The organism is Streptomyces sp. NPDC006544, assembly GCF_040611715.1.
Taxonomy (GTDB): Bacteria; Actinomycetota; Actinomycetes; order Streptomycetales; family Streptomycetaceae; genus Streptomyces.
This window is the reverse complement of sequence record NZ_JBEXOV010000011.1, coordinates 60,114-83,320: the sequence shown is the minus strand read 5'-3', so window position 1 is coordinate 83,320 and position 23,207 is coordinate 60,114. Positions and strand designations below refer to the sequence as shown.

The 23,207-nt window shown below is 73.4% G+C and carries 19 protein-coding genes; 3 read left to right on the top strand and 16 right to left on the bottom strand.

Annotated features, from left to right (window positions below; genetic code table 11):
* Nucleotides 1-390: 390 nt before the first annotated feature.
* The 11 genes from galE to rsmI all read right to left on the bottom strand — a co-directional run bounded on the left by galE (nucleotide 391) and on the right by rsmI (nucleotide 14,237).
* A complete protein-coding gene (gene galE / locus ABZY44_RS08190; protein ID WP_356651164.1) occupies nucleotides 391-1,374 on the bottom strand; it encodes a UDP-glucose 4-epimerase GalE in 984 nt (327 codons plus the stop codon).
* A 96-nt stretch (nucleotides 1,375-1,470) separates the two neighbouring features.
* Nucleotides 1,471-2,160 (bottom strand): LuxR C-terminal-related transcriptional regulator, encoded by a 690-nt coding sequence (locus tag ABZY44_RS08185; RefSeq protein WP_356651162.1) that lies wholly within the window; start codon nucleotides 2,158-2,160, stop codon nucleotides 1,471-1,473.
* A gap of 141 nt (nucleotides 2,161-2,301) precedes the next feature.
* A complete protein-coding gene (locus ABZY44_RS08180) occupies nucleotides 2,302-4,110 on the bottom strand; it encodes a PQQ-binding-like beta-propeller repeat protein (RefSeq protein WP_356651160.1) in 1,809 nt (602 codons plus the stop codon).
* 47 nt (nucleotides 4,111-4,157) lie between these two features.
* On the bottom strand, nucleotides 4,158-5,840 hold the full coding sequence (locus ABZY44_RS08175) for a PQQ-binding-like beta-propeller repeat protein (RefSeq protein ID WP_356651158.1): 1,683 nt from the start codon (nucleotides 5,838-5,840) through the stop codon (nucleotides 4,158-4,160).
* A gap of 154 nt (nucleotides 5,841-5,994) precedes the next feature.
* Nucleotides 5,995-7,791 (bottom strand): ABC-F family ATP-binding cassette domain-containing protein, encoded by a 1,797-nt coding sequence (locus ABZY44_RS08170; protein WP_356651156.1) that lies wholly within the window; start codon nucleotides 7,789-7,791, stop codon nucleotides 5,995-5,997.
* A 181-nt stretch (nucleotides 7,792-7,972) separates the two neighbouring features.
* Nucleotides 7,973-8,896 (bottom strand): 4-(cytidine 5'-diphospho)-2-C-methyl-D-erythritol kinase, encoded by a 924-nt coding sequence (locus ABZY44_RS08165; protein WP_356651154.1) that lies wholly within the window; start codon nucleotides 8,894-8,896, stop codon nucleotides 7,973-7,975.
* Entirely contained in the window at nucleotides 8,893-9,732 is an 840-nt protein-coding gene (rsmA, locus tag ABZY44_RS08160) for a 16S rRNA (adenine(1518)-N(6)/adenine(1519)-N(6))-dimethyltransferase RsmA (RefSeq protein WP_356651230.1), read from the bottom strand. Before rsmA ends, ABZY44_RS08165 begins: the two co-directional genes overlap by 4 nt.
* A gap of 86 nt (nucleotides 9,733-9,818) precedes the next feature.
* On the bottom strand, nucleotides 9,819-11,069 hold the full coding sequence (locus tag ABZY44_RS08155; RefSeq protein WP_356651228.1) for a ubiquitin-like domain-containing protein: 1,251 nt from the start codon (nucleotides 11,067-11,069) through the stop codon (nucleotides 9,819-9,821).
* A 755-nt stretch (nucleotides 11,070-11,824) separates the two neighbouring features.
* Nucleotides 11,825-12,703 (bottom strand): TatD family hydrolase, encoded by an 879-nt coding sequence (locus ABZY44_RS08150; protein ID WP_356651152.1) that lies wholly within the window; start codon nucleotides 12,701-12,703, stop codon nucleotides 11,825-11,827.
* A 10-nt stretch (nucleotides 12,704-12,713) separates the two neighbouring features.
* The gene (locus ABZY44_RS08145) at nucleotides 12,714-13,091 is read right to left on the bottom strand and encodes a hypothetical protein (protein WP_356651226.1); all 378 of its coding nucleotides are present in this window, start codon (nucleotides 13,089-13,091) and stop codon (nucleotides 12,714-12,716) included.
* 276 nt (nucleotides 13,092-13,367) lie between these two features.
* Entirely contained in the window at nucleotides 13,368-14,237 is an 870-nt protein-coding gene (gene rsmI / locus ABZY44_RS08140) for a 16S rRNA (cytidine(1402)-2'-O)-methyltransferase (RefSeq protein ID WP_356651224.1), read from the bottom strand.
* A gap of 296 nt (nucleotides 14,238-14,533) precedes the next feature.
* Between rsmI and ABZY44_RS08135 the strand changes: the two genes are divergently transcribed.
* Nucleotides 14,534-16,327: a phospholipid carrier-dependent glycosyltransferase gene (locus tag ABZY44_RS08135; RefSeq protein WP_356651150.1), complete on the top strand. Its 1,794-nt coding sequence runs from the start codon at nucleotides 14,534-14,536 to the stop codon at nucleotides 16,325-16,327.
* A 143-nt stretch (nucleotides 16,328-16,470) separates the two neighbouring features.
* The gene (locus tag ABZY44_RS08130) at nucleotides 16,471-18,114 is read left to right on the top strand and encodes a penicillin-binding transpeptidase domain-containing protein (RefSeq protein ID WP_356651148.1); all 1,644 of its coding nucleotides are present in this window, start codon (nucleotides 16,471-16,473) and stop codon (nucleotides 18,112-18,114) included.
* Nucleotides 18,115-18,161: 47 nt separating this feature from the next.
* Here the strand turns inward: ABZY44_RS08130 and ABZY44_RS08125 are convergent, their stop codons facing one another.
* The 5 genes from ABZY44_RS08125 to ABZY44_RS08105 form a co-directional block, all read right to left on the bottom strand.
* Nucleotides 18,162-18,635: a YbaK/EbsC family protein gene (locus ABZY44_RS08125; RefSeq protein ID WP_356651146.1), complete on the bottom strand. Its 474-nt coding sequence runs from the start codon at nucleotides 18,633-18,635 to the stop codon at nucleotides 18,162-18,164.
* Between the two features lie 68 nt (nucleotides 18,636-18,703).
* Nucleotides 18,704-19,894, bottom strand: coding sequence for a serine hydrolase domain-containing protein (locus ABZY44_RS08120; RefSeq protein WP_356651143.1), 1,191 nt, complete (start codon nucleotides 19,892-19,894; stop codon nucleotides 18,704-18,706).
* Nucleotides 19,895-19,938: 44 nt separating this feature from the next.
* Entirely contained in the window at nucleotides 19,939-20,697 is a 759-nt protein-coding gene (locus tag ABZY44_RS08115; RefSeq protein WP_356651141.1) for an ABC transporter ATP-binding protein, read from the bottom strand.
* Entirely contained in the window at nucleotides 20,685-21,446 is a 762-nt protein-coding gene (cbiQ, locus tag ABZY44_RS08110) for a cobalt ECF transporter T component CbiQ (protein WP_356651139.1), read from the bottom strand. The genes ABZY44_RS08115 and cbiQ overlap by 13 nt, the downstream gene beginning before the upstream one ends.
* Before the next feature lies 1 nt (nucleotide 21,447).
* On the bottom strand, nucleotides 21,448-22,509 hold the full coding sequence (locus ABZY44_RS08105; protein WP_356651137.1) for an energy-coupling factor ABC transporter permease: 1,062 nt from the start codon (nucleotides 22,507-22,509) through the stop codon (nucleotides 21,448-21,450).
* A gap of 183 nt (nucleotides 22,510-22,692) precedes the next feature.
* Here ABZY44_RS08105 and ABZY44_RS08100 point away from each other — a divergent pair, with 183 nt between their 5' ends.
* On the top strand, nucleotides 22,693-23,115 hold the full coding sequence (locus ABZY44_RS08100; RefSeq protein ID WP_356651135.1) for an SsgA family sporulation/cell division regulator: 423 nt from the start codon (nucleotides 22,693-22,695) through the stop codon (nucleotides 23,113-23,115).
* Nucleotides 23,116-23,207: the final 92 nt, after the last annotated feature.

The window sequence follows — 23,207 nt, the reverse complement described above, 5'->3', positions numbered from 1 at the left end:
CGGACCGGACGTCGTACCCGACTTGTCTCGACCCCTGAATCAACACCGGCCCCCACCGGTGTCACGCATCAGCGTAGGCCCGGGGGCGGCTCGTGGTTGGCCGAATTCCAGAAGTTTTCCCAGCGATTTTCCGGCGGGAAGCGCGCGGGGGGCCTTTGCGGTGGCTTGAAATCGACTGCCCCTAAGGCCCGGAAGGACCGTTACGGCCCGGCGTGTGCCGCGGGCAGTTGCACGGGGTCGTTTTCACCCGGCGTGTGCACGCCGGGCGCCCGCGCAAAGCGCCCCCAGACGGCGCACTCCGGACAGGTGCACGCCCCTGATGCGGGCGGGCGGGGAAAACCGAAGGCCCCCGCACCACCAGGGGTGCGGGGGCCCGTGGTCGCGAACGGGTCAGCCGGTAGCGGCGCGCAGCGCGCGCGTGAAGTTCCAGGCGTCCGTGACGATGCCCGTGAGGTCCGAGCGGGTCGGGGTCCAGCCGAGGCGGTCGTGGGCCCTGCGGGCGGAGGCGACGAGCACCGCGGGGTCGCCGGCCCGGCGCGGGGCGAGGGTCTCGGGAATCTGCCGGCCCGTGACCTTGCGGACGGTCTCGATGACCTCGCGGACCGAGAACCCGTTGCCGTTGCCGAGGTTGCATACGAGGTGCTCGCCCGCGGCGGCTTCCCGCAGCGCGTCCAGGTGGGCCTGCGCCAGATCGGCGACGTGGATGTAGTCGCGCACGCAGGTGCCGTCGGGGGTCGGGTAGTCGTCGCCGAACACCGAGATGGCCTCCCGCTCACCCAGGGCCACTTGCAGGACCAGCGGGATCAGGTGCGTCTCGGGGTCGTGACGCTCGCCGAACGTCCCGTACGCACCCGCGACGTTGAAGTACCGCAGCGACACCGCCGCGAGGCCGTGCGCCGCGCACTCCCCCGCGATCATGTGGTCGACGGCCAGCTTCGTGGCCCCGTAGGGGTTGGTCGGCGCGGTCGCCGAGGTCTCGGTCAGCGGTCCGTCGCCCGGCTCCCCGTAGGTGGCGGCGGTGGAGGAGAACACCAGCGTGCCCACGCCCGCCTCGCGCATCGCGGCCAGCAGGGCCATGGTGCCGCCGACGTTGTTGGCCCAGTACTTGCCCGGGTTCGCCACCGACTCGCCGACCTGCGAGGAGGCCGCGAAGTGCAGCACCGCGTCGTAGGAGGGGTCGAGGTACTCGGCGGCGTCCTGGATGCGGCCCTCGATGAACGCGGCCCCGGCCGGCACCCCGTCGCGGAAGCCGGTGGAGAGGTCGTCGAGGACCGTGACCTCGTGGCCCGCTTCCAGCAGGTGCGCCGCGACGACACCGCCCACGTATCCCGCGCCGCCGGTGACCAGGTATTTGGAAGACGCCGTCTCGCTCACGTGCCTACTGCCTCTCGCGTGGGAACGCACGCGCAATCCACGTGCTGGGCACCGGCTTACCCGATTCCGCGCCGTCGGGGAAATCAGCGGCCGGAATCAGAACGCGGCGGGTCCGGACGGCGGCGGCCCGGCCCGCTCCAGCAGCCCGGTGCGGGCGGCCAGCGCGGCCGCCTCCAGCCGCGAGCCCACGCCCAGTTTCATCAGCACCCGCTGTACGTGCGTGCGCGCGGTGCTCGGTGCGATGGCCATGCCGGCGGCGATGAGCCGGGTGTCCTCGCCGTCGGCGACGCGGACCAGTACCTCCACCTCGCGCGGCGTGAGCAGCCGCAGCAGCCGGCCGCCCTCGTCGTCGGGCTGCGCGGCGGGATTGAGGAGCTCCGCGAAGGCCCCCTGCAGCAGCTGCGGCGCGATCGCGACCTCACCGGACCGCGCCTTGGCGAGGGCCCGCTCCACGCCCTCGATGCGCTCGTCGTGCCGTACGTAGCCCGAGGCGCCGGCGGCGAAGGCCGCCGCGATGCCGCGCGGGCTCGGCACCGGCCCGAGGACGACCACGGCGATCTGCGGGCGCTCCCGCTTGATCCGGACGATCGGCTCGAAGACCCCCGGCTCGGCCGGCGTCGCGGTGCCGAGCAGGCAGACCTCCGGAGCCCGGCTGATGACCAGTTCGGCGGCGCCCGCGGCCGGTGCGGCGGCGGCGAGGACCCGGTGGCCACGCAGTTTCAGGGCCGAGGCGAGCGCCTCGGCCAGCAGCCGGTGCTCGTCGACCACCATGACCCGTACGCCCATTGCGGCACCCCACCCCCGACCCTTCTGACCCGGCAAGCTACACGCTTGTTCGACGGCGCGGTGCGGTTACGGCGCAGAAGCCCCCGGAAGGACGGACCTTCCGGGGGCTCGCGGCGCTTCTTCGGGGGTGCGGACCGGAGGTCAGCTCACCGTGAAGGAGACGAAGAGGTAGTACGGGTCGGTCGACGAGGTGGACTTGCTCATCACGGCCGTACGGGCGATGAAGAGCTTGCCGTTGCCGAAGCGGTACTCGGCGCTGTCCGGGACGTACTGGGTCTCGGCGCGCTGCGACTCCTTGGTCGCCGGGTTCTCCATGAGGAGGGTCTCCTTCATCGACTTGGGGTCGATGGAGACGATCTGGCCGCCGCCGTCGTAGGGCGGGATCTTGTAGGCGATGAGGTTCGAGCCGTCCATGCGCAGCGGGATCGTCGTGAAGCGCTCGCCGGCGTCGGCGCGGTCGGCGGTCTGCTTGCCCGTCTCCAGGTCGAAGGAGACGATCTCGTTGGTGCGGCCGTAGTCGGCCTTGCCCTTGTGCTCCTCGGTCGGCATGTAGAGCTTGCCGTTGCCGACGATCATGTGGGTGCAGGTCTCGACCTCGGTGGCGCCGCACCGGGGCGCGTAGTTGCCCGAGGTGAGCGGGATGTGCGCCTTGAGCTGGGCCGCGTCGTCGAGGACGAAGAGGTCGCTGACGCCCGTGGCGTTCTTTGCGGTGCGGTTGATGTTCGCCGCGACGATCAGCGGCTTCGTGGAGACGATCTGGGCGAAGTCGATGCCCGCGGAGAGCTTGTACGAGCCCTTCGGCGCGCCCGTGGTCGCGTCGAGGGGCTGGGCGTAGATGACGTAGTTCGGGCTCTGGCCGCACCTGCGGATCACGGCGAGCGCCGGTCCGCCGGCGTAGCCGATGTCCTCGCAGTTGTCGGTGTCGGTCTTGGGCGCCCACAGCGACTTGCCGTCGGCGAGGTTCCAGGCGGCGCCGCCGTCGAGGCCGCCCGCGGCGACGGTCTGGCCGCTGACGGTGATCTCGCTGAAGGTGACGGGCTTGTCGCCGCCGGTCTGGGACTTGGCGGAGGCGGACCACAGGAGCTTGCCGGTGTTCAGGTCGATGACGCCGACCTGGTTGCACGGCTGGTACTTCTTCTCGGCCGTCGGCAGGGCCGCGTCGAAGAGGATGGCGGTCTTGTTGTCCGAGACCCAGCGGCTCGCGCCGCAGACGTTGGCGTTGAGCGGGATCTCCCACTTCTTGGAGCCGTCGGTGAGGTTGTAGCCGACGACCTTGCCCATGTCGGACTTGGCGTAGGTGGTGTCGGTGAGCCAGGAGCCGTCGGTCTGGACGATCTCGTCGGAGACCGGCATCGGGACGTTGACGAGGGTCTTCGACTTCGTCTTGCCGGGCGCCTTCTCGGTGCCGCCCCCGCCCGCCTCGCCCTTGTCGCCGCCGGGGCTCGCGCTGCCTCCGGCGACGGGCTTGTCGTCCGTGCCCTTGTCGTCGCCGGAGACGTACCAGAAGCCGCCGCCGATGATGAGGACGATGGCCAGGAGGGCCGCGCCGACGATCATCAGCTGGGTGCGCACGTCGCTGCCGCCGCCCGGGCCGGCGCCGGCCGGCGCCTGGGCCGCGTACAGGGGAGTGGTGGCGGGCTGCTGCGGGTAGCCGTAGCCGCCGTCCTGCGGGTATCCGTACGCGGGCTGGGCGGCGGGCGCCGGTGCGGGCGCGGCGGGCGCCGGGGCGGCGGGCTGACCGGTCGGAACCGTCGGCGGCTGGGCGGGCTGCGCCGGGGGCGCGGACGGCATGGCCGGCGCTGCGGGCGGCACCGGCGGAGGTCCGCCGAAGCCGCCCGGCGGGGGGTCCTGCGGCGCGCCGAAGCCGCCGGACGGCGGCTGACTGGGGGGCGGCGGGGTACTCATCTGTGCTGACTGCCTCTCGGTGGGCTGCTCGGCGGACTCGTTCACGACGGACTCGTTCGGGGGATCGTTCACGGCGGGGTCGCCGGCACCGCTCACTTGCCGAAGACCATCAGGAACTTCTCGTCCTTGTTCTGGGCGAGCAGGTGCGAGGCCGAGACGAAGAGCCGGCCGTCCGCGTAGTCGACGGTCGGGGAGTAGAAGGAGCTCTCGACGGGGGCCGCCGGGCCGGACGGGTTGCGCAGGACCGCCGTGGGCGTGCCGCCGCCGGCCGGGATCGTGAGGACCTCGCCGCCCTTGTCGTACTCCGCCTTGCGGTAGACGACGACCTGGCCGCCGGCCGCCTTGAGCGGGGTGAGGGTACGGCCCTCGCCCGCCGGGGTGCGCCACTTCTCCTTGCCGGTGGTCAGGTCGAAGGCGACGATCTCGTTGGCCTTGCCCGCGTCGGCCACGGTGGGCAGGTAGAGGGTGTTCGCGTCCACGTACGAGGTCCCGCAGCTCTGCAGGGACCGGTCGAAGGTGCCTCCGCAGCCGACCCGGAAGCTGCCGTTGCCGGCGACGGTGGCGCGCTGCTGGCCGTCGGGGCCGAGGACCACGATGGAGCGTTCCTTGCTCTCGGAGTTGCCGAGGTCGAGGACGATCGGGTCCAGCGAGTAGACGGTCTTCACCGCGAAGCCCTTGGGGAGCTTGTACGTCCAGGTGTTCTTGCCGGTGGCCGGGTCGGCGTCCATGACCTGGACGGTGCGGTCGGCGTCCTGGCAGGTGGCGATGGCGAGCATCTTGCCGTTGCCGGCGGCGAAGTCGCCGGGCTGGCAGCCCTCGGTCCGCTTGTTGTCGAAGAGCTTGTCGCCGGTGCTGACCTTGAAGGCGCTGGTCGTGCCCATCCGGTTCACGACGAGGGCGTCGCCGGTGAGGGCGAGGTCGGGGGTGCTGAAGATGTCGAAGAGTCCTTCCTTCGGCACCTCGTGCGACCACCCCTCCTTGCCGTTCTTGAGGTCGATCATCCGCATCTGGTTGCAGTTGGCGCTGTCGGACTCGCCGTCCTTGTACATGACGACGGTCTTGCCGTCCGCGCTCTGGTCGGTGACCCCGCAGATCACGGTGGGGAGGGTGAGGGTCCACTTCTCCTTGCCGTCCGCGACCGCGTAGCCGGTGACCGACTTCCAGAGGGTCTTGACGACGGTGTCGCCGACGATCCACTGGCCCTTGGAGTCGACTCCGGAGCCGGGACCGTCGACCTTGCTGGTCTTGAACCAGAGGACCTTGTCCTCACCCTGCGCGCGCCCGGCGTTGAGGTCTTCCTTGTCGCCGCTGCCGTTGCCGCTGCCGTCGCCCTTGTCCACGGACGCGGACGGGGAGGCCTTGTCGTCGGTCGGGGCCGTGGAGTCCTGCGCGACGGGGACGTCGTCACCCTTGCCCCCGTCCTTGACGAACAGGAAGTAGCCGCCGGTGCCGAGCAGGAGCACGCCGGCGACGGCGGCCGCGATCACCACGGCCGCCTTCTTCTTCGGCGGGGCGGGCGGGCCGGACTGCGGCATCGGCGGCATGCCGGGGGGCGGCGGCGGGAAGCCGTAGCCGCCGGGCGGCTGCTGGCCGTACGGCCCCTGCGGGGGCTGCTGCGGGTACGGGCCCTGCGGCTGGGGCGCGCCCTGGGGCTGCTGGGCGTACGGGTTCTCGCCCTGCGGCGGATTTCCGTACCCGGACGGCGGAGGGCCGGGCAGGTGGCCGTAACCGGAAGGTGTCGGCGGCTGGTTCGGCGGCTGGGGCGGCTCGGTCATCAGCGCATACCTTCGGCTTCGGGGTGGTGGGAGGATGCCCTTTCTATCACTGCCCACGCCCGTGCGCCGGGCCGGTCCTCCCCCTGTTCCCAAGGGAGGACCGGCCCGTGATGCCGCCGTTATCCAGCCAGTTGGGGCCTGGGGCCCGCGGAACTCACGCCTCCTCGGCGAGCTCCAGCCAGCGCATCTCCAACTCGTCCCGGTTCGAGATGAGTTCCCGCAGCTCCGCGTCGAGCTTGGCGACCTTGTCGAAGTCGGTGGAGTGTTCGGCGATCTGCGCGTGCAGGCTGCCCTCGCGGTCCGACATCTTGTTGAGCTGCCGCTCGATCTTCTGGAGCTCCTTCTTCGCGGCGCGCGCGTCCCCGGAGGCCGAGGACTTCGCGGCGGACGGGGCGGGCGCCGGAGCGGCCGCGTCGATCATCTTCCGCCGGCGCTCGAGGTACTCGTCGAGGCCGCGCGGCAGCATCCGCAGGCTCGCGTCGCCGAGCAGCGCCATCACCGTGTCGGTGGTGCGCTCGATGAAGAACCGGTCGTGCGAGATCACGATCAGCGAGCCGGGCCAGCCGTCGAGGAGGTCCTCCAGCTGGGTCAGGGTCTCGATGTCGAGGTCGTTGGTGGGCTCGTCGAGGAACAGGACGTTGGGCTCGTCCATCAGCAGGCGCAGGATCTGCAGCCGGCGCCGCTCACCGCCGGAGAGGTCGCCGACGGGCGTCCACTGCTTCTCCTTGGTGAAGCCGAACTGCTCGCACAGCTGGCCCGCCGTCATCTCGCGGCCCTGACCGAGGTCGACCCGGTCGCGCACGCGCTGCACGGCCTCCAGGACCCGCAGGGACGGGTCGAGTTCGCCGACCTCCTGCGAGAGGTAGGCCAGCTTGACGGTCTTGCCGACGGTCACGGACCCGGCGGCCGGCTGGACCTCGCCCTGGGTGCGGGCGGCCTCGGCGAGGGAGCGCAGCAGGGAGGTCTTGCCGGCGCCGTTGACGCCGACGAGACCGACGCGGTCACCGGGGCCCAGGTGCCAGGTGAGGTGCTTGAGGAGGGTCTTGGGGCCTGCCTGGACGGTGACGTCCTCGAGGTCGAAGACCGTCTTGCCGAGCCGGGCGTTGGCGAACTTCATCAGCGCGGACTTGTCGCGCGGCGGCGGCACGTCGGCGATCAGCTCGTTGGCGGCCTCGATGCGGTAGCGCGGCTTGGAGGTCCGGGCGGGAGCGCCGCGGCGCAGCCAGGCCAGCTCCTTGCGCATCAGGTTCTGCCGCTTGGACTCCTCCGTCGCGGCGATGCGGTCGCGCTCGGCGCGGGCGAAGACGTAGTCGCTGTAGCCGCCCTCGTACTCGTGGACGTCACCGCGCTGGACGTCCCACATGCGGGTGCAGACCTGGTCGAGGAACCACCGGTCGTGGGTGACGCAGACGAGCGCGGAGCGGCGCTCCTGGAGGTGCCCGGCCAGCCAGGAGATGCCCTCGACGTCGAGGTGGTTGGTGGGCTCGTCGAGTACGAGGAGTTCGTGGTCGGCGATGAGGAGCTGGGCGAGCGCGATGCGGCGGCGCTCGCCGCCGGAGAGCGGGCCGATGACGGTGTCGAGGCCCTGCCCGAAGCCGGGCAGGTCGAGGCCGCCGAAGAGTCCGGTGAGGACGTCGCGGATCTTGGCGTTGCCGGCCCACTCGTGGTCGGCCATGTCCCCGATGATCTCGTGGCGGACGGTGGCCTTGGGGTCGAGCGAGTCGTGCTGGGTGAGCACGCCCATGCGCAGGCCGCTGTTCTGGGTGACCCGGCCGGTGTCGGGTTCCTCCAGTTTCGCGAGCATCCGGATGAGGGTGGTCTTGCCGTCGCCGTTGCGGCCGACGACACCGATCCGGTCCCCCTCGGACACGCCGAGGGAAATGCCGTCGAGCAGGGTACGGGTTCCGTACACCTTGCTGACTGCCTCGACATTGACCAGATTGACGGCCATCAGGAGCGCTCCAGGGAAGGGGTGTGGATCAGCCCCCCAGCCTAACCCTCCGCGGAGTGCCGAACCGTTCCACCGGCAGCCGCCCGGCGAGCGCCCGCCGGGACCCGCCCGTCCCGGCCCGCTCGGCCGGGGTGCGCCCGCCGCGGCCCGCCCGTCGGGTCCCCTCGGCCCGGAACCCGGGTCAGGCCCCGGGAAGGACCGTCGCGCCGGGGGCCGGACTCGTGGCCGTGTGGGTGCTGCGGCACGTCCCCGAGGCTTCGAGGGCGGCCGCCACCTTCGCCGCGGATTCCGCGTCGCGGACCAGGAAGGCCGTCGTCGGACCCGAGCCGGAGACCAGGGCGGCCAGGGCTCCGGCGTCCGTGCCCGCGGCGAGGGTGCCCGCCAGCGAGGGCCGCAGCGACAGGGCCGCGGGCTGGAGGTCGTTGGCCAGGTGCGCGGCGAGGGCGTCCGGGTCGCCGGAGGCGAGGGCCGCCAGGAGGTCCGGGGAGGCCTGCGGGACGGGGATCTCGCGCCCCTCGGCGAGGCGGTCGAACTCGCGGAACACCGCCGGGGTCGACAGCCCGCCGTCGGCGACCGCGAACACCCAGTGGAAGGAACCCGCCGCCACCGGGGTCAGGATCTCCCCGCGGCCGGTGCCGAGCGCGGCCCCGCCGACCAGGCTGAACGGAACGTCGCTGCCCAGCTCGGCGCAGAGGGCGAGGAGGCCCTCCCGCGGGGTGTCCAGACCCCACAGCCTGTCGCAGGCCAGGAGGGCGGCCGCGCCGTCCGCGCTGCCGCCCGCCATGCCGCCGGCCACGGGGATGTTCTTCGCGATGTGGAGGTGGACGGCGGGGGTCAGCCCGGCTCGGTCCGCCAGCATCTGCGCCGCCCGCGCGGCCAGGTTCGTACGGTCCAGCGGGACCTGGTCCGCGCCCCGGCCCTCGCAGGTCACCGTCAGGGAGGCGGAGGGCGTCGCGGTGACCTCGTCGTGGAGCGAGACGGCCAGGAAGACGTTGGCCAGGTCGTGGAAGCCGTCCGGCCGGGCCGCGCCCACCCCCAGCTGCACGTTGACCTTCGCGGGGACCCGTACCGTCACGCCCGCCGCGGAACGCTCCGGCGCGCTCACAGGGCGGGCCTCTGCGGCGCCGGCTTGTGCTCGGCGATCGCCGCGAACTCCTCGACGGTCAGGGACTCGCCGCGGGCCTGCGGGGAGACGCCGGCCGCGACCAGCGCCGCTTCGGCGCCCGGCGCCGAACCGGCCCAGCCCGACAGCGCCGCGCGCAGCGTCTTGCGGCGCTGCGCGAAGGCCGCGTCGACGACGGCGAAGACCTCGGACTTGGTGGCGGTGGTCTTGACCGGCTCCGCCCGGCGCACCAGCGAGACGAGACCGGAGTCGACGTTCGGCGCGGGCCAGAAGACGTTGCGGCCGATGGAGCCGGCCCGCTTGACGTCCGTGTACCAGTTGGCCTTGACGGAGGGCACTCCGTAGACCTTGTTGCCGGGCTTGGCGGCGAGCCGGTCCGCGACCTCGGCCTGCACCATCACCAGGGTCCGCTCGATGCTCGGGAAGCGGTCGAGCATGGTCAGCAGCACCGGCACGGCCACGTTGTACGGGAGGTTCGCGACGAGCGCGGTCGGCGGCGGGCCGGGCAGTTCCTCGACCAGCATCGCGTCGGAGTGGACCAGCGCGAAGCGGTCCTTGCGTCCGGGCATCCGCGCCTCGATGGTCGCGGGCAGCGCGGCGGCCAGGATGTCGTCGATCTCCACGGCGACGACCCGGTCGGCGGCCTCCAGCAGCGCGAGCGTCAGCGAGCCCAGGCCGGGACCGACCTCGACGACCACGTCGTCCGGCCGGACCCCGGCGGTGCGCACGATGCGGCGCACCGTGTTGGCGTCGATGACGAAGTTCTGGCCCTTCTGCTTCGTCGGCCGGACGCCCAGGACGGCGGCCAGCTCCCGGATGTCGGCCGCGCCGAGGAGGGCGGAGGTCTCGGGCGCTGCCGCGGGCGCGGTCTCGGACGAGTGATCGGGCTGCTGCTCTGCTGTGCTCACCGATAAAGGGTACGGCCGCAGTGCGGCCACGGACTCGCCCCCCGCTGCACGTAGAGCTTCTTCGCGCGGTAGGTCTGCTCCGGGCTGGGCGCGTTCTGCGGCCGGCCGCTGCCGCCGAGGGAGTGCCAGGTCTGGACGTCGAACTGGTACAGCCCGCCGTACGTCCCCGACGGGTCGGTGGCGCCGGGCCTGCCGCCGGACTCGCACCGGGCGAGCGCGGCCCAGTCGAGGCCGTCCGCGCCCGTCACCGAGCTCGGCAGCGGCCTCGTGCCGACCTTGACGAGCTGGGTGACGGGTTCGCGGACGGTCTCCTCGGCGATCCGGCGGGGCTTCTGGCGGACGCCGTTGACGCTGCGCAGGCCGTACGTGACCCTGCGCGCGCCGGGCCGCCCGGAGCGTTCGACGACTTCGGTGCCGGCGAAGAGCATGGGGTCCTCGACCTTCTCGGTCGCGTACGGGATGCGCTCCTCGCGGACTTCGCGGGTGCCGGTGATGCGCAGCACGGTGACGGTCATGCCGTCGCGGGGGAAGGCGCCGGGGGGAACGGTGGTGGTGTCCTGGCCGTGGAGGGTGATCCCCGCCTGGTCGAGGGCCTCTTGGACGGTGGCGGCGTTGGTGCGGATGGCGCTCTCGCGGCCGTCGGCCATGAAGGTGACGCCGCGTTCGGTGCGGACGGCGAGGTCCAGGCCGGCGCGGGGGACGGGGGTGGTGCGGGCGGCGGAGAGGTAGGCGCCTTCGGCGCGGATCCCGAGCTGGCGCAGGGCGCCGTCCACCGTGCGGCTGGTGGTCCACACCTCCCGCCGCTGTCCGTCGAGGGTGAGGCGCAGGGGACGGCCGTAGCGGACGACGACCTCGTCACCGTCCTCCAGGTCCTCGCTCCTGGCCGGGGCGACGAGGTCGTGGGGTCCGACGCCGAGCCTTTCGGCGGCGAGCAGCCCGCCGATGTCGTCGGCGAAGGTGTGCAGCGTCCGCGGGACTCCGTCGACGGTGAGGCGCACCGCCTTGTCGGCCGCGACGAAGGCGGTCGTGCCGCCGGCCAGGAATGCGACGACCAGGGCCTGCGGGACGATCCGCCGCCAGCCGGCGTGGGCCGAGCGGGTTCCCGCCGGGCGGCGCCGCCGGTCGGGGGGCCCCGAGCCGCCGGGGCGGGCGGCGGCGACCGTGGGGGCCGGAACCGGAACGGGGGCGAATGTCTCGGCGGGCGGCTGCGGAGCGCCTCTGCGGCGGCCCGGTCCGGGTGGGGCCAGGTCTGCGGGCGCGTCCGGGGCCGGAGCGGTGGCGGGGCCGGGGAGCGGGCCGGGCTCGGCGCGCCGGCGGCGGCCGGTGGCCGGTGGTTCCTGCGCCGGTGCGGCGGTCCGGCCCCCGGCCCGGCGACCCGGCCCGGCGCCGTCGGATGCCGACGTGGCCCCGGCTCCGGACCCCGGTCCGGCCGCCCCGGCTCCGGTTCCCGGTCCGGACGTCTTGCGCCGCCGGGCACCGCCGCGGGGGGCCGGGACCCCGGGCTGCGGCTCCCGCCGTCCGGGGTAGGGGTCCGGGGGCACGCCGTGGCCCCGTCCCCGTCCCGGGCTCAGATCCGGGCTCGGGGCCGGGTACGGAGCGACACCCGGGCCCACGCTCATGCCCGGGCCCGGCTCCGGGCCCGGGTCCGGGTCGGCCAGGCCCACCGGTGCGGGCGGGCCGGCCTGAGTGGTCATCGCGTCCGTCCCGCCGCCGGCCCCGTCGTCGGGAGCGCGGCCCTGGTCGAGCACGGGGTCCCGGTCCCACGGATCCCGGGGACCGGGGCCTCCGGGATCACCGCCGTCGGCCGGCCAGGACATATCGCTCACGACGCTCGCTCCACTGGTCCGTCCCGCTGCTTCGGGCACGGCACCCTAGCGGAGCGGCCGTCACGCTACAAAGCGGTACGGCTACGCACCGTGGCGAACGGGTGATGCGGGGCGCCCCGGGGCGCTCGGCAGCCGGCTCGGCCGTGCGACTCGGCCGTGCGACTCGTCGGTGCGGCTCAGTAGTCGAAGGCGCGGGCCGTGTTGGCGGCCAGCGCCGTCGCCATGGCGTCCTCGTCGAGGCCGCGGACCGCGGCCATCGCCCGTACCGTCAGCGGAATGAGGTACGGGGCGTTCGGCCGTCCGCGATAGGGCGCCGGGGTCAGGTACGGGGCGTCCGTCTCCACGAGCACCAGTTCCAGCGGGGCCACCGCCAGGGCGTCCCGCAGCGGCTGGGCGTTCTTGAAGGTGACCGTTCCGGCGAAGGACATGTAGTAGCCGGCGGCCGCGCACTCCCGGGCCATCTCGGCGTCGCCGGAGTAGCAGTGGAAGACGGTCCGCTCGGGTGCGCCCTCCTCGCGCAGGACGCGCAGGACGTCCGCGTGGGCCTCACGGTCGTGGATGACCAGGGCCTTGCCCTGCCGCTTGGCGATCTCGATGTGGGCGCGGAAGGAACGCTCCTGCGCTGCCGTTCCCTGCGGCCCGGTCCGGAAGAAGTCGAGCCCGGTCTCGCCGACCGCCTTCACGTGCGCCAGCGCGGCCAGGGCCTCGATCTCGGCGAGCGCGTCGTCGAGCGCGCTCTCCCCGCCGCCCTCGCGGGCGCCCTGCCGCGACCAGCCGTCGGGGTCCCCGTGCACGATCCGGGGGGCCTCGTTGGGGTGCAGGGCCACGGCCGCGTGGACGTTGTCGCGGGCGGCCGCGGTCTCGGCCGCCCAGCGGGAGCCCTTCACGTCGCAGCCGACCTGGACGACCGTGGTCACGCCCACGGAGGCGGCCTTGGCCAGGCCTTCCTCGACGGTCCCGGACTGCATGTCCAGATGGGTGTGGGAGTCGGCGACCGCCACCCGGAGCGGTTCGGGCAGCGGGGGCGGCGCGTCGTTCGGCGTACTACGGCTCATACGGCCGATCTTATGACCGGCGGAAGAGCCCGAGCAGCCGGGCCAGCGGCCCGGGCCGCTCCACCGCGACCGGCCCGGGGCCGTCGTGCGGCACCTTGCGCTGCTTCGGCGCCCGCGGGGGCTGCTCCTCGTACGACGCCGGGACCGGACCGGCGATGCCGGGGGCGGCCCGGTGGTGGTAGAGCTGGTCGATCATGCCGAGCACCGACTTGACCTGGCCCTCCCGCATGATCCGCACCACGTGCCCGCCGCAGTTCATGCACGTCGGGTTCGACAGCGGCGAAGGGACCCGCTCGCCCTGCACCGTGTAGACGATGAAGGGGTGTCCCGTGCCGTCGACGCGGTGCTCTATCTCGTACCCCTGCTCCCAGCCGTAGCCGCACTTCATGCAGGCGAAGGCGTACGCCTCGTGCACGGTCGGCACGCCGGACGCGGCCGCGGTCGCGGCCGCCGCGGATGTGGATGTGAACGTGGTGGACGCGGCGGGTACGGCGACGGGTACCTGGGGGTCAGCGATCTCACTCATGCCAGCTCCTCTTGTTCCACTGGTGCAATGCCAGTGGACGCCTCTTCGGGCGGGAGCGCATCAGGCCCTGTCTAGTGTTGGACGGTCTTTGGGCGAGTCATGCCCAAAGCGCCCGGTGCGCGGTCTGAGCTTTGCTTTTCAGGTTAGCTCTTTACCGACCGGCGGCACCTTTTGTGCCGCGTTCTTTGCCGCCACGACGGCGTCGAAGACCTCGCGCTTGGGTACGCCCACCTCGGCCGCGACCGCCGCGATGGCCTCCTTGCGCCGCTCTCCCGCCTCCTCGCGCACCCGTACCCGGTTCACCAGTTCCTGCGCGTCCACGTCGCCGGGGGCCGCGGCCGGGGCGCCCTCGACGACCACGGTGATCTCCCCGCGCACGCCCTCGGAGGCCCAGGCGGCCAGCTCGCCGAGGCCGCCGCGCTTGACCTCCTCGTAGGTCTTGGTCAGCTCGCGGCAGACGGCGGCGCGCCGCTCGGCGCCGAACACCTCGGCCATGGCGGCCAGGGTGTCGTCGAGCCGGTGCGGGGCCTCGAAGTAGACGAGGGTGCGGCGTTCGCCCTGGACCTCGCGGAGCTTGCCGAGGCGTTCGCCGGCCTTGCGCGGCAGGAAGCCCTCGAAGCAGAAGCGGTCGACGGGCAGCCCGGACAGGGCGAGCGCGGTGAGGACGGCGGACGGGCCGGGCACGGCCGTGACCTTGATGTCCTTCTCCACGGCCGCGGCGACCAGCCGGTAGCCGGGGTCCGAGACCGAGGGCATGCCGGCGTCCGTCACCAGCACGACGCGCTTGCCGGCCACGAGGGCCTCGACCAGTTCGGGCGTGCGCGCGGACTCGTTGCCCTCGAAGTACGACAGGACGCGCCCGGTGGTGTGGACGCCCAGGCCCTGGGTGAGCCGGCGCAGGCGCCGGGTGTCCTCGGCGGCGATCACGTCGGCCCGTTCCAGCTCGGACGCGAGCCTCGGCGGGGCGTCGGCGAGGTCGCCGATGGGGGTCCCGGCGAGCACGAGCACGCCCGCGCCCGGCCCCCCGGAGCGGGCCTCCGAACGGACCTCGGAGCGGACCTCGGAGCGGGCCTCGGAGCGGGCCTCGGCGGACGCTCCGGAGACGGCTTCGAGCGCGCCCGCGGGCGCGTTCTCGGTCGGGGCTTCGGCGGGGGCCTCGGAGGGGCGGGGCTGGTCAGTGGTCACCGCCCCATCCTCTCAGCCGTCCCGCCCCGCTCGTCCCGGCGCTCCCGTCCCCCGGGTTTCGGCGCAGCCGCGGGTCACCCGGACCCCCTCGACACAGCCTCGTTCCCTACGATGACCCGGTGACCAGTACCGCGACGCCGCCGCCCAGCCCCGCGGGGGCCCTGCCCGCCTCATCGGCGGGGCCCGACCTCGGCCCCGGATCCGGACCCGCCGACCAGCCGTCCGCCTGGCTGCGCCGCCTGCGCGGCTTCGGGTACACGGCCCGGACGGGCGCCCGGAAGCAGTCGGACGTCCGCACCCGCCTGGTGCCCCCGTACGCACGGCCGTCCGCGCAGCTGTGGGCGACCCTGGGCATCCGGGCCGAGACGGCCGCGGTCTGGGAGCGGGTGCTGGCCTGGGCCGGACCGCTGCTGGTGGCGCTGGTCGCCGGGGTGCTGCGGTTCGCCCATCTGGGCAGCCCCAAGGCGGTGATATTCGACGAGACGTACTACGCCAAGGACGCGTGGGCCACGATCTGGCAGGGCTACGAGGCGTCCTGGCCCAAGGACATCGACAAGTCGATCCTCGCCAACCCCGACGGGGTCGGCCTCCCCCTGGACCCGGGCTACGTCGTGCACCCGCCGGTCGGCAAATGGGTGATCGGCCTCGGCGAATGGATGTTCGGCTTCGACCCCTTCGGCTGGCGGTTCATGACCGCTCTGCTCGGCACCCTGTCCGTGCTGATGCTGTGCCGGATCGGGCGGCGGCTGTTCCGCTCGACGTTCCTCGGCTGCCTGGCCGGCCTGCTCATGGCGGTGGACGGCCTGCACCTGGTGATGAGCCGCACCGCGCTGCTCGACCTGGTGCTGATGTTCTTCGTGCTGGCGGCCTTCGGATCGCTGGTCATCGACCGGGACAAGGCGCGGGCCCGGCTCGTGGCGGCCCTCCCGGTGGACGGTGAGGGACGCACCCGCCCGGACGCCCGGATCGCCGAGACGCTGGGCCTGGGCTGGCGCCCGTACCGGATCCTGGCCGGCGTCTGCCTGGGCCTGGCCTTCGGCACGAAGTGGAACGGCCTGATCGTGCTGGCCTTCTTCGGGGTCATGACCGTGCTCTGGGACGCGGCCGCGCGCCGCACCGCGGGCGCGGGCTCCCCGTACGCGGCGATGCTGCGCCGGGACGCCCTGCCCGGTTTCCTCTCCACCGTCCCCGTGGCGATCGCGGTCTACCTGGCCTCGTGGCTCGGCTGGATCCTCTCCCCCGACAACGGCAAGGGCGGCTACTTCCGCGACTGGGCCGTCAAGAACGACCAGCACAGCTCGCTGTCGTTCCTGCCGGAGTGGCTGCGGAGCCTGTGGCACTACGAGACGACGGTCTACGACTTCCACGTGGGCCTGACCTCGGGCCACACCTACGAGTCGAACCCGTGGAGCTGGCTGGTCCTGGGCCGTCCCGTCTCCTACTTCTACGAGTCCCCCGCGCCGGGCACCGACGGCTGCCCGGCCACGGAGACGGTCAAGTGCGCCCGCGAGGTGCTGGCGCTCGGCACCCCGCTGCTGTGGTGGACGGGCTGCTTCGCGCTGCTGTACGTGCTGTGGCGCTGGTTCTTCCGCCGCGACTGGCGGGCCGGCGCGATCGTGTGCGCGGTCGGCGCGGGCCTGCTGCCCTGGTTCAACTACCAGGAGCGGACCATCTTCTTCTTCTACGCCGTGGTCTTCGTCCCCTACCTGTGCCTGGCGGTGGCCATGATGACCGGCGCCCTCCTGGGCCCGGCCGGCTCCTCGGAACGCCGGCGCGCCCTGGGCGCGGTGGCGGCGGGCGTCCTCGTCCTCCTGATCGTCTGGAACTTCATCTATTTCTGGCCGATCTATACCGGCCAGTCCCTCCCGATGGACTCCTGGCGGGGCCGGATGTGGCTGGACACCTGGGTCTAGGGGGCGCCCGGGCCCAGGTTCCGGTCCTGTAACAACGCCCCTGACCGTCCGTCCGTTCGACGTATGGTCTGCACCACGGGCTCCCTGAACGCGTTCAGCGTTCACCGAGCGGGGGCCGTGGCACGGGGGACGGGGATCGTGGAATGAACGGGGCCGCAAAGGGCGCCATCGTGGGCGGGGTGTTCCTCGCCATGCTGGGCGGTGCGGGTTACGGGGTGTACGCGCTGGTCGGGGACGACAGCGGTGGGGGCGACGGCACGAGCACGAGCGCCGTCGGCCCCTCGGCGCCCGCCAAGGGCACGGGGCCGGTCGGCGACGAGGAGGCCGCGCGGACCGCCGCGGCCTTCTTCGCCGCCTGGTCGGCCGGAGACGCGGCGAAGGGCGCCGAGCTGACGAACAATCCGGGGGTGGCCCGGGACGCGCTGGGCGACTTCACGACCGCGGCCCACGTGTCGAAGGTCGCGATCACCCCCGGCGTGCAGAGCGGCACCACCGTGGCGTACTCCGTCGCGGCGGAGGTCACCTACGAGGGGATCACCAAGCCCCTCGCCTACGAGTCCAAGCTCTCCGTGGTCCGCGGCAACACCACCGGGCTGCCGCTCGTCGACTGGGACCCCTCGGTGCTCCACCCGCAGCTCCAGAAGGGCGAACGGCTGCGCGGGGGCGCCCCGCCCAGCCCGCCCGTCAGGGCCGTGGACCGCAACGGCAAGGAGCTGACGGCCGAGAAGTACCCGTCCCTGCGCAAGGTGCTCGACGACCTGCGCCAGAAGTACGGGGCGAAGCTGGGCGGCGCCGGAGGCGCCGAGCTGTGGATCGAGCCGGCCACCCCGGACGCCCCCCGGCGCAGCCTGCTGACGCTGGTCGAGGGCACACCGGGGAAGATCGAGACCGTCCTGGACGCCGACGTGCAGGAGGCCGCCGAGAAGGCCGTACTGCGCTTCCCGCAGGCCTCGGTGGTCGCCGTCCAGCCCAGCACCGGGGACGTCCTGGCCATCGCCGACCACCGTTCGGACGGGTTCCCCGCCTCCCTCAGCGGCGGGCGCGCGCCCGGCTCCACGATGAAGATCGTGACCGCCGCGATGCTGCTGGACCGGGGCCTGGTGGCGGCGGACAAGGTCGCCGAGTGCCCGGCGGAGGTTTCCTGGGAGGGCCGGCGCTTCACGAACCTGAAGGGCTTCAAGCTCGACGACGAGACCTTCGCGACGAGCTTCGCCCAGTCCTGCAACACGGCCTTCATCAAGCAGATCAAGCCGGTCAACGACATCGGCGCGCTCCCGAAGGAGGCCCGGGAGGTCTTCGGCATCGGCGCCCAGTGGAACGTCGGCGTGCCGACCGTCGACGGCAAGGTCCCGGAGGCCACCGGCCCGGCGGCCGCGGCCGCGTACATCGGGCAGGGCCAGATCCAGATGAACCCGCTGACCATGGCCTCGATCACGGCCACCGCCCGCACCGGGGTGTTCCGCCAGCCGGTGGTCGTCAAGGCCTCCCTGGACGGCCGCACGCTGGCGAAGGCCTCCCGGCCGATGAAACCCGCGGTGGCGGCGCAGCTGGTGCGGATGATGAAGCTGACGGCGACCGGCGGTACGGCGCGGGGCGCGATGGCCGCCGTCGGCGGCTCCGACAAGGGTGCGAAGACCGGCTCGGCGGAGGTCGACGGCGCGCAGAACCCGGACAGCTGGTTCACCGGCTTCAGCGGTGACGTGGCGGCCGCGGCGATGGTCGAGGGCGGCGGCCACGGGGCCGACGCGGCCGGCCCGATCGTGGCGGCCGTGCTGAACGCGGGCTGAGCGGCCGGGCCGGGACCGGGCCCGGACGGGCGGCCCCGCCGCCGGCCTCAGTGCTCCCGTACGTCGGCCAGAACGGCCCCCGCGTGGGCGATCAGTTCGCGCGGGGCCATCGGGAACACCGTGTGCGGGGTTCCGGCGGCGGCCCAGACCACGTCGTGGGTCAGCAGGGAGCGGTCCGCGAGGACCCGGGTGCGGGTGCGGTGCCCGAAGGGCGGGACGCCTCCGATGGCGTAGCCCGTGGTCTCGCGGACCAGGGCCGCGTCCGCCCGGGTCACGGCGTCCGCGCCGAGCTCCCGGCGCACCGCCTCCACGTCCACCCGCGAAGCCCCGTTCAGCAGGACCAGCACGGGCACCCCGTCGGCCGCGAAGATCAGCGACTTCACGATCTGGCCGAGCTCGCACCCGATCGCGGCGGCCGCGTCGGCGGCGGTCCGGGTGCCGTCGGGGAAGCTCCGTACGCCGGGCTCCAGGCCCAGGGCGGCGAGGGCTTCGGCGAACAGCGGATGTGTGGTGGTGGTCATGCGGCCACGCTAACGCGGCTCCGTGCCCGGAACACGGCGTTTTCCCCGGCCGCCGGACCCCACCGGGGTCACAGCGAGGACCGGACCGCCCGGACCAGCGCCTGTGCGCGCGGGTCGGCGGTGACCGACTTGGCCAGCGCGTTCGTGACGTAGCCGAAGCCGATGCCCGCCTCCGCGTCCGCGAAGGCCAGCGAGCCGCCGCGGCCCGGATGGCCGAACGAGGACGGGGACAGCAGCGGCGAGGCCGGGCCGTGCAGCATGTAGCCGGGCCCGAAGCGGGTGTTGACCACCAGGACCCGGTCCGGGCCGGAGGAGAGCTCCGTGCCCGCCAGCGCGGTGGTCTCGGGGGTGAAGAGCCGTGTGCCGTCCTGCGTGTCGGACAGCAGCGCGGCGTACAGGCCCGCCAGCGCCCGCGCCGTGCCGATGCCCGCCGACGCGGGGAGCTCGGCCGCCCGGTACTCGGGGGCGTTCTCGTCGGGCAGCGGGTCGATCGCCGCGAACGCCCGCCGGGTCAGGGACGCGGGGTCGGCGTAGGCCTCCGAGACGTTCCTGCGCGGCCGGATCTTCAACGCTCCCGCCGACTGCGGCGGTTCCACCGGCGCGACCCGGCCCACCCGCCCGGACCGTGCCGGGGCCTCGGGCAGACCGATCCAGAAGTCCAGCCCCAGCGGCCCGGTGACCTCACGGGCCAGCCACTGCCCCAGCGAGGTCCCGCCCGTCACCCGCGCCACCAGCTCCGACAGCAGCCAGCTGTACGTCTGGGCGTGGTAGCCGTGTGCCGTGCCCGGTTCCCACAGGGCCCGCTGCGCGGCGACCGCACGCGCGCCCGAGTGCCCGTCGACCGCCTGGGCGGGGGTCAGCCCCCGGTCCAGCGCCGGGACCCCGGCGCGGTGCGCGAGCAGGTCCCGTACGCGTGCGTGTTCCTTGCCGCCCGCCTTGAACTCGGGCCAGTACGAGGCGACGGGCGCGTCGAGGTCCAGCAGCCCCCGCTGGTGGAGCAGCAGCGGGACGACGGCCGCGACGCCCTTGGTCGCCGAGCGCACCACCTGCGCGGTGTCGGCGGTCCAGGACCCCCCGCCGACGCCCCCGGCCCCCGCGGCCGGGCCGGCGTCCTTCGTACCGGCCCACAGGTCCACGACCCGCCGCCCGTCGCGGTAGACGGCCACGGCCGCGCCCCGGTCGCCGAGCACCTCGAAGTTGCGTACGAAAGCCTCGCGGACGGCCTCGTAGCCCTCCGCCACCTCACCCTGGATCTCCACGAGCAGTCCAACAACCCGCCGTGCGCGGTTATGCCACCGGGGGCCTACGCCAGGGACACCGAGCGCGGGTCGAAGCCGAAGGGCAGCTCCAGCCGGTGCGCGCGCATCAGCTCCTCGTCGCACAGCACGTCCTGGGTCCGCCCGTCCGCCACGATGGTCCCCTCGCTGAGGATCACCGCGCGCGGACAGAGCTCCAGCGCGTACGGCAGGTCGTGCGTCACCATCAGCACGGTGACGTCCAGGGAGCGCAGGATGTCCGCGAGCTCCCGCCGCGACGCCGGGTCGAGGTTGGAGGACGGTTCGTCCAGCACCAGGATCTCGGGGCGCATCGCCAGTACGGTCGCCACCGCGACCCGGCGGCGCTGCCCGAAGGACAGGTGGTGCGGGGGCCGGTCCGCGTAGGCGGCCATGCCGACCTGGTCCAGGGCGTCGCGCACCCGGGCCGCCAGCTCGGGACCTCGCATTCCGGCGGCGGCCGGGCCGAAGGCCACGTCCTCCCGCACGGTCGGCATGAAGAGCTGGTCGTCGGGGTCCTGGAAGACGATGCCGACCCGGCGGCGGACCTCGGCGAGGTTCCGCTTCTCCACGGGCAGCCCGGCCACGGCCACGGTGCCGACGCCGCCGCTCAGGATGCCGTTGAGGTGCAGGACCAGGGTGGTCTTGCCGGCGCCGTTGGGGCCGAGCAGCGCCACCCGCTCGCCCTGCCCCACGGTCAGGTCGACCCCGAAGAGGGCCTGGTGGCCGTCGGGGTAGGCGTAGGCGAGGCCGGAGACTTCGAGAGAGGGTGCGTTCACAGCGTCCATCCCACCAGACAGACGGCGAGTGCCGTCACCGGGAGTGCGGCCGCGTACGCCCACTGGGCGCGGGTGGCCGCGACTTCGTCGATCACCGGCACGGAGCCGGCGTAGCCGCGGCTGACCATCGCGAGGTAGACCCGCTCGCCGCGTTCGTAGGAGCGGATGAACAGGGCGCCGGCCGTCTTGGCGAGGACGCCCCAGTGCCGGATCCCGCGCGCCTCGAAACCGCGTGAGCGGCGGGCGATCGACATGCGGCGCAGCTCGTCGGTGATCACGTCGCCGTACCGGACCATGAAGGAGGCGATCTGGACGAGCAGTGGCGGCAGCCCCAGCCGCTGCAGGCCGAGCAGCAGGGACCGCAGTTCGGTGGTCGAGGCGAGCAGGACGGACGCGGCCACGCCGAGGGTGCCCTTGGCCAGCACGTTCCAGGCGCCCCAGAGACCGGAGACGCTGAGCGACATGCCGAGGAAGTCGACCCGTTCGCCTTGGGCCACGAAGGGCATCAGGACGGCGAAGGCGACGAACGGCACCTCGATCAGCAGCCGGCGCAGCAGGAATCCGGCCGGGATCCGGGCGAAGGCGGCCGCCGCCGCGACGAGGACGGCGTACAGGCCGAAGGCCCACACCGCCTCGCGCGGTGTGGACACGACGACCACGACGAAGCCGAAGGTCGCGGCGAGCTTGCAGTGCGGCGGCAGGTCGTGGACCGGTGAGTGCCCGTGCCGGTAGAGCTTGTGGGCGTGGCCCGCGCCCATGTCAGGCGGCCGGCACGGCCGTGGACGCGGCCGTGAGGTCGGCGCCGCGGCGGCGGCGGACGGTCCAGAAGACGGCGGTGCCGAGCACGACGGTCCCGCCGACGCCGATGACTCCGGCGAGGCCGCCGGAGAGGCGCGCGTCGGAGACGTCCTTGACGCTGTAGTCGGCGAGCGGGGACCCGGCGGCGGCGTGCTCCGTCACCTTCTGGTCGATGCCCTTGTCGGCGGCGACCTTCTCCAGGCCGTCGGGGCTGGAGGAGGCGTAGAAGGACACGAAACCGGCGAGGGCGAGGGCGGCGACGAGGCCGGTGATCCACACGGGCTTGGTGGAGCGGGCGGCGAGGCCGGCCGGGGCGGCGGGGGTGGCGGCCGGGGCGTCGACCAGTTCACCGCCGACGCGCAGCTTCAGCGGGGCGGACAGTCCGAGGGCGCCGTGGACCAGGTCGGGGCGTACGGCGATCACGGCGCCGACGGTCGCGGCGGTGATGGCGGCCTCGCCGATGCCGATGAGGACGTGGACGCCGGCCATGGCACCGAAGACCTTGCCCAGCGGCACGTCGGTGGTGCCGCCGAGCGCGTAGAAGAGGGTGAACATGACGGCGGCGGCGGGCACCGAGAGCAGCGCTCCGGCGAAGGCGGCGACGGTGACCGAGCGGCGGCCGGCGGGCAGCAGTTTCACCAGCCCGCGGAAGACGGCGTAGGCGACGACCACCGTCACCACGGCCATGTTCACGACGTTGACGCCGAGGGCGGTGAGGCCGCCGTCGGCGAAGAGGACCCCCTGCATGAGCAGGACCACGGACACGCAGAGCACACCCGTGTAGGGGCCGACGAGGATCGCGGCGAGCGCGCCTCCCAGCAGGTGGCCGCTGGTGCCGGCGGCCACGGGGAAGTTCAGCATCTGGACCGCGAAGATGAAGGCGGCGACGAGGCCGGCGAGCGGGGCGGTCCGCTCGTCGAGCTCCCGGCGGGCGCCGCGGAGGCTGACCGCCACGGCTCCGGCGGCGGCGACACCTGCGGCAATGGAGACGGGGGCATCGATGAAGCCGTCGGGCACATGCATGGTTCTGCTCCGCTTCCTGCGGTCCGTTGATCCGGCAAAGTCTTTAACCGTTCAAGGATAGGGCCCAATTGCGAAGGGTTGGCAAGAGCGGTGGCGTGACAAATGGCCTCGTGCGGATTCCTGGGAATGTGCGAGGCTGGGGGCAATACGGACATATATGTTCCGATTCGAGGAGTCTTGTCGATGTCAGCCGCCGCCGAGAATCCACCTGCCGGCACCAGCGCGACAGCCACCGCGACCGCGCCCGATCCCGTCGTCGAGGAGCGCGTCCGCGCCCGCGTGATCACCGACGACCCGCTCTACCGCGCCATTCCGGTCGCCCTGCGCTTCGTCCCCGCCGAGCCGCTCGCCGTGCGGATCGTCTTCCCCGCGGACCTCTCGCCCGAGGGCACCGACAACGAGTGGGTCTTCCCGCGCGCCCTCCTGGAGGCCGGCCTGCAGGCCCCGACCGGGACCGGTGACGTACGCGTCTGGCCCTGCGGGCGCGTCCAGGCCGTCGTCGAGTTCCACTCCCCCGAGGGCGTCGCAGTGGTCCAGTTCGACATCGCCGCGCTGCGCCGCTTCCTGCGCCGCACGTACGCGCCCAGGACCGCCGCCACCCGTTAGGCCCCACGCGACCGGACCGTCCCGAAAGAACGAGAACCGGCCCCGCACCTGTCAGGCCTGTCAGGTGCGGGGCCGGTCGCGTCCGACGGTCC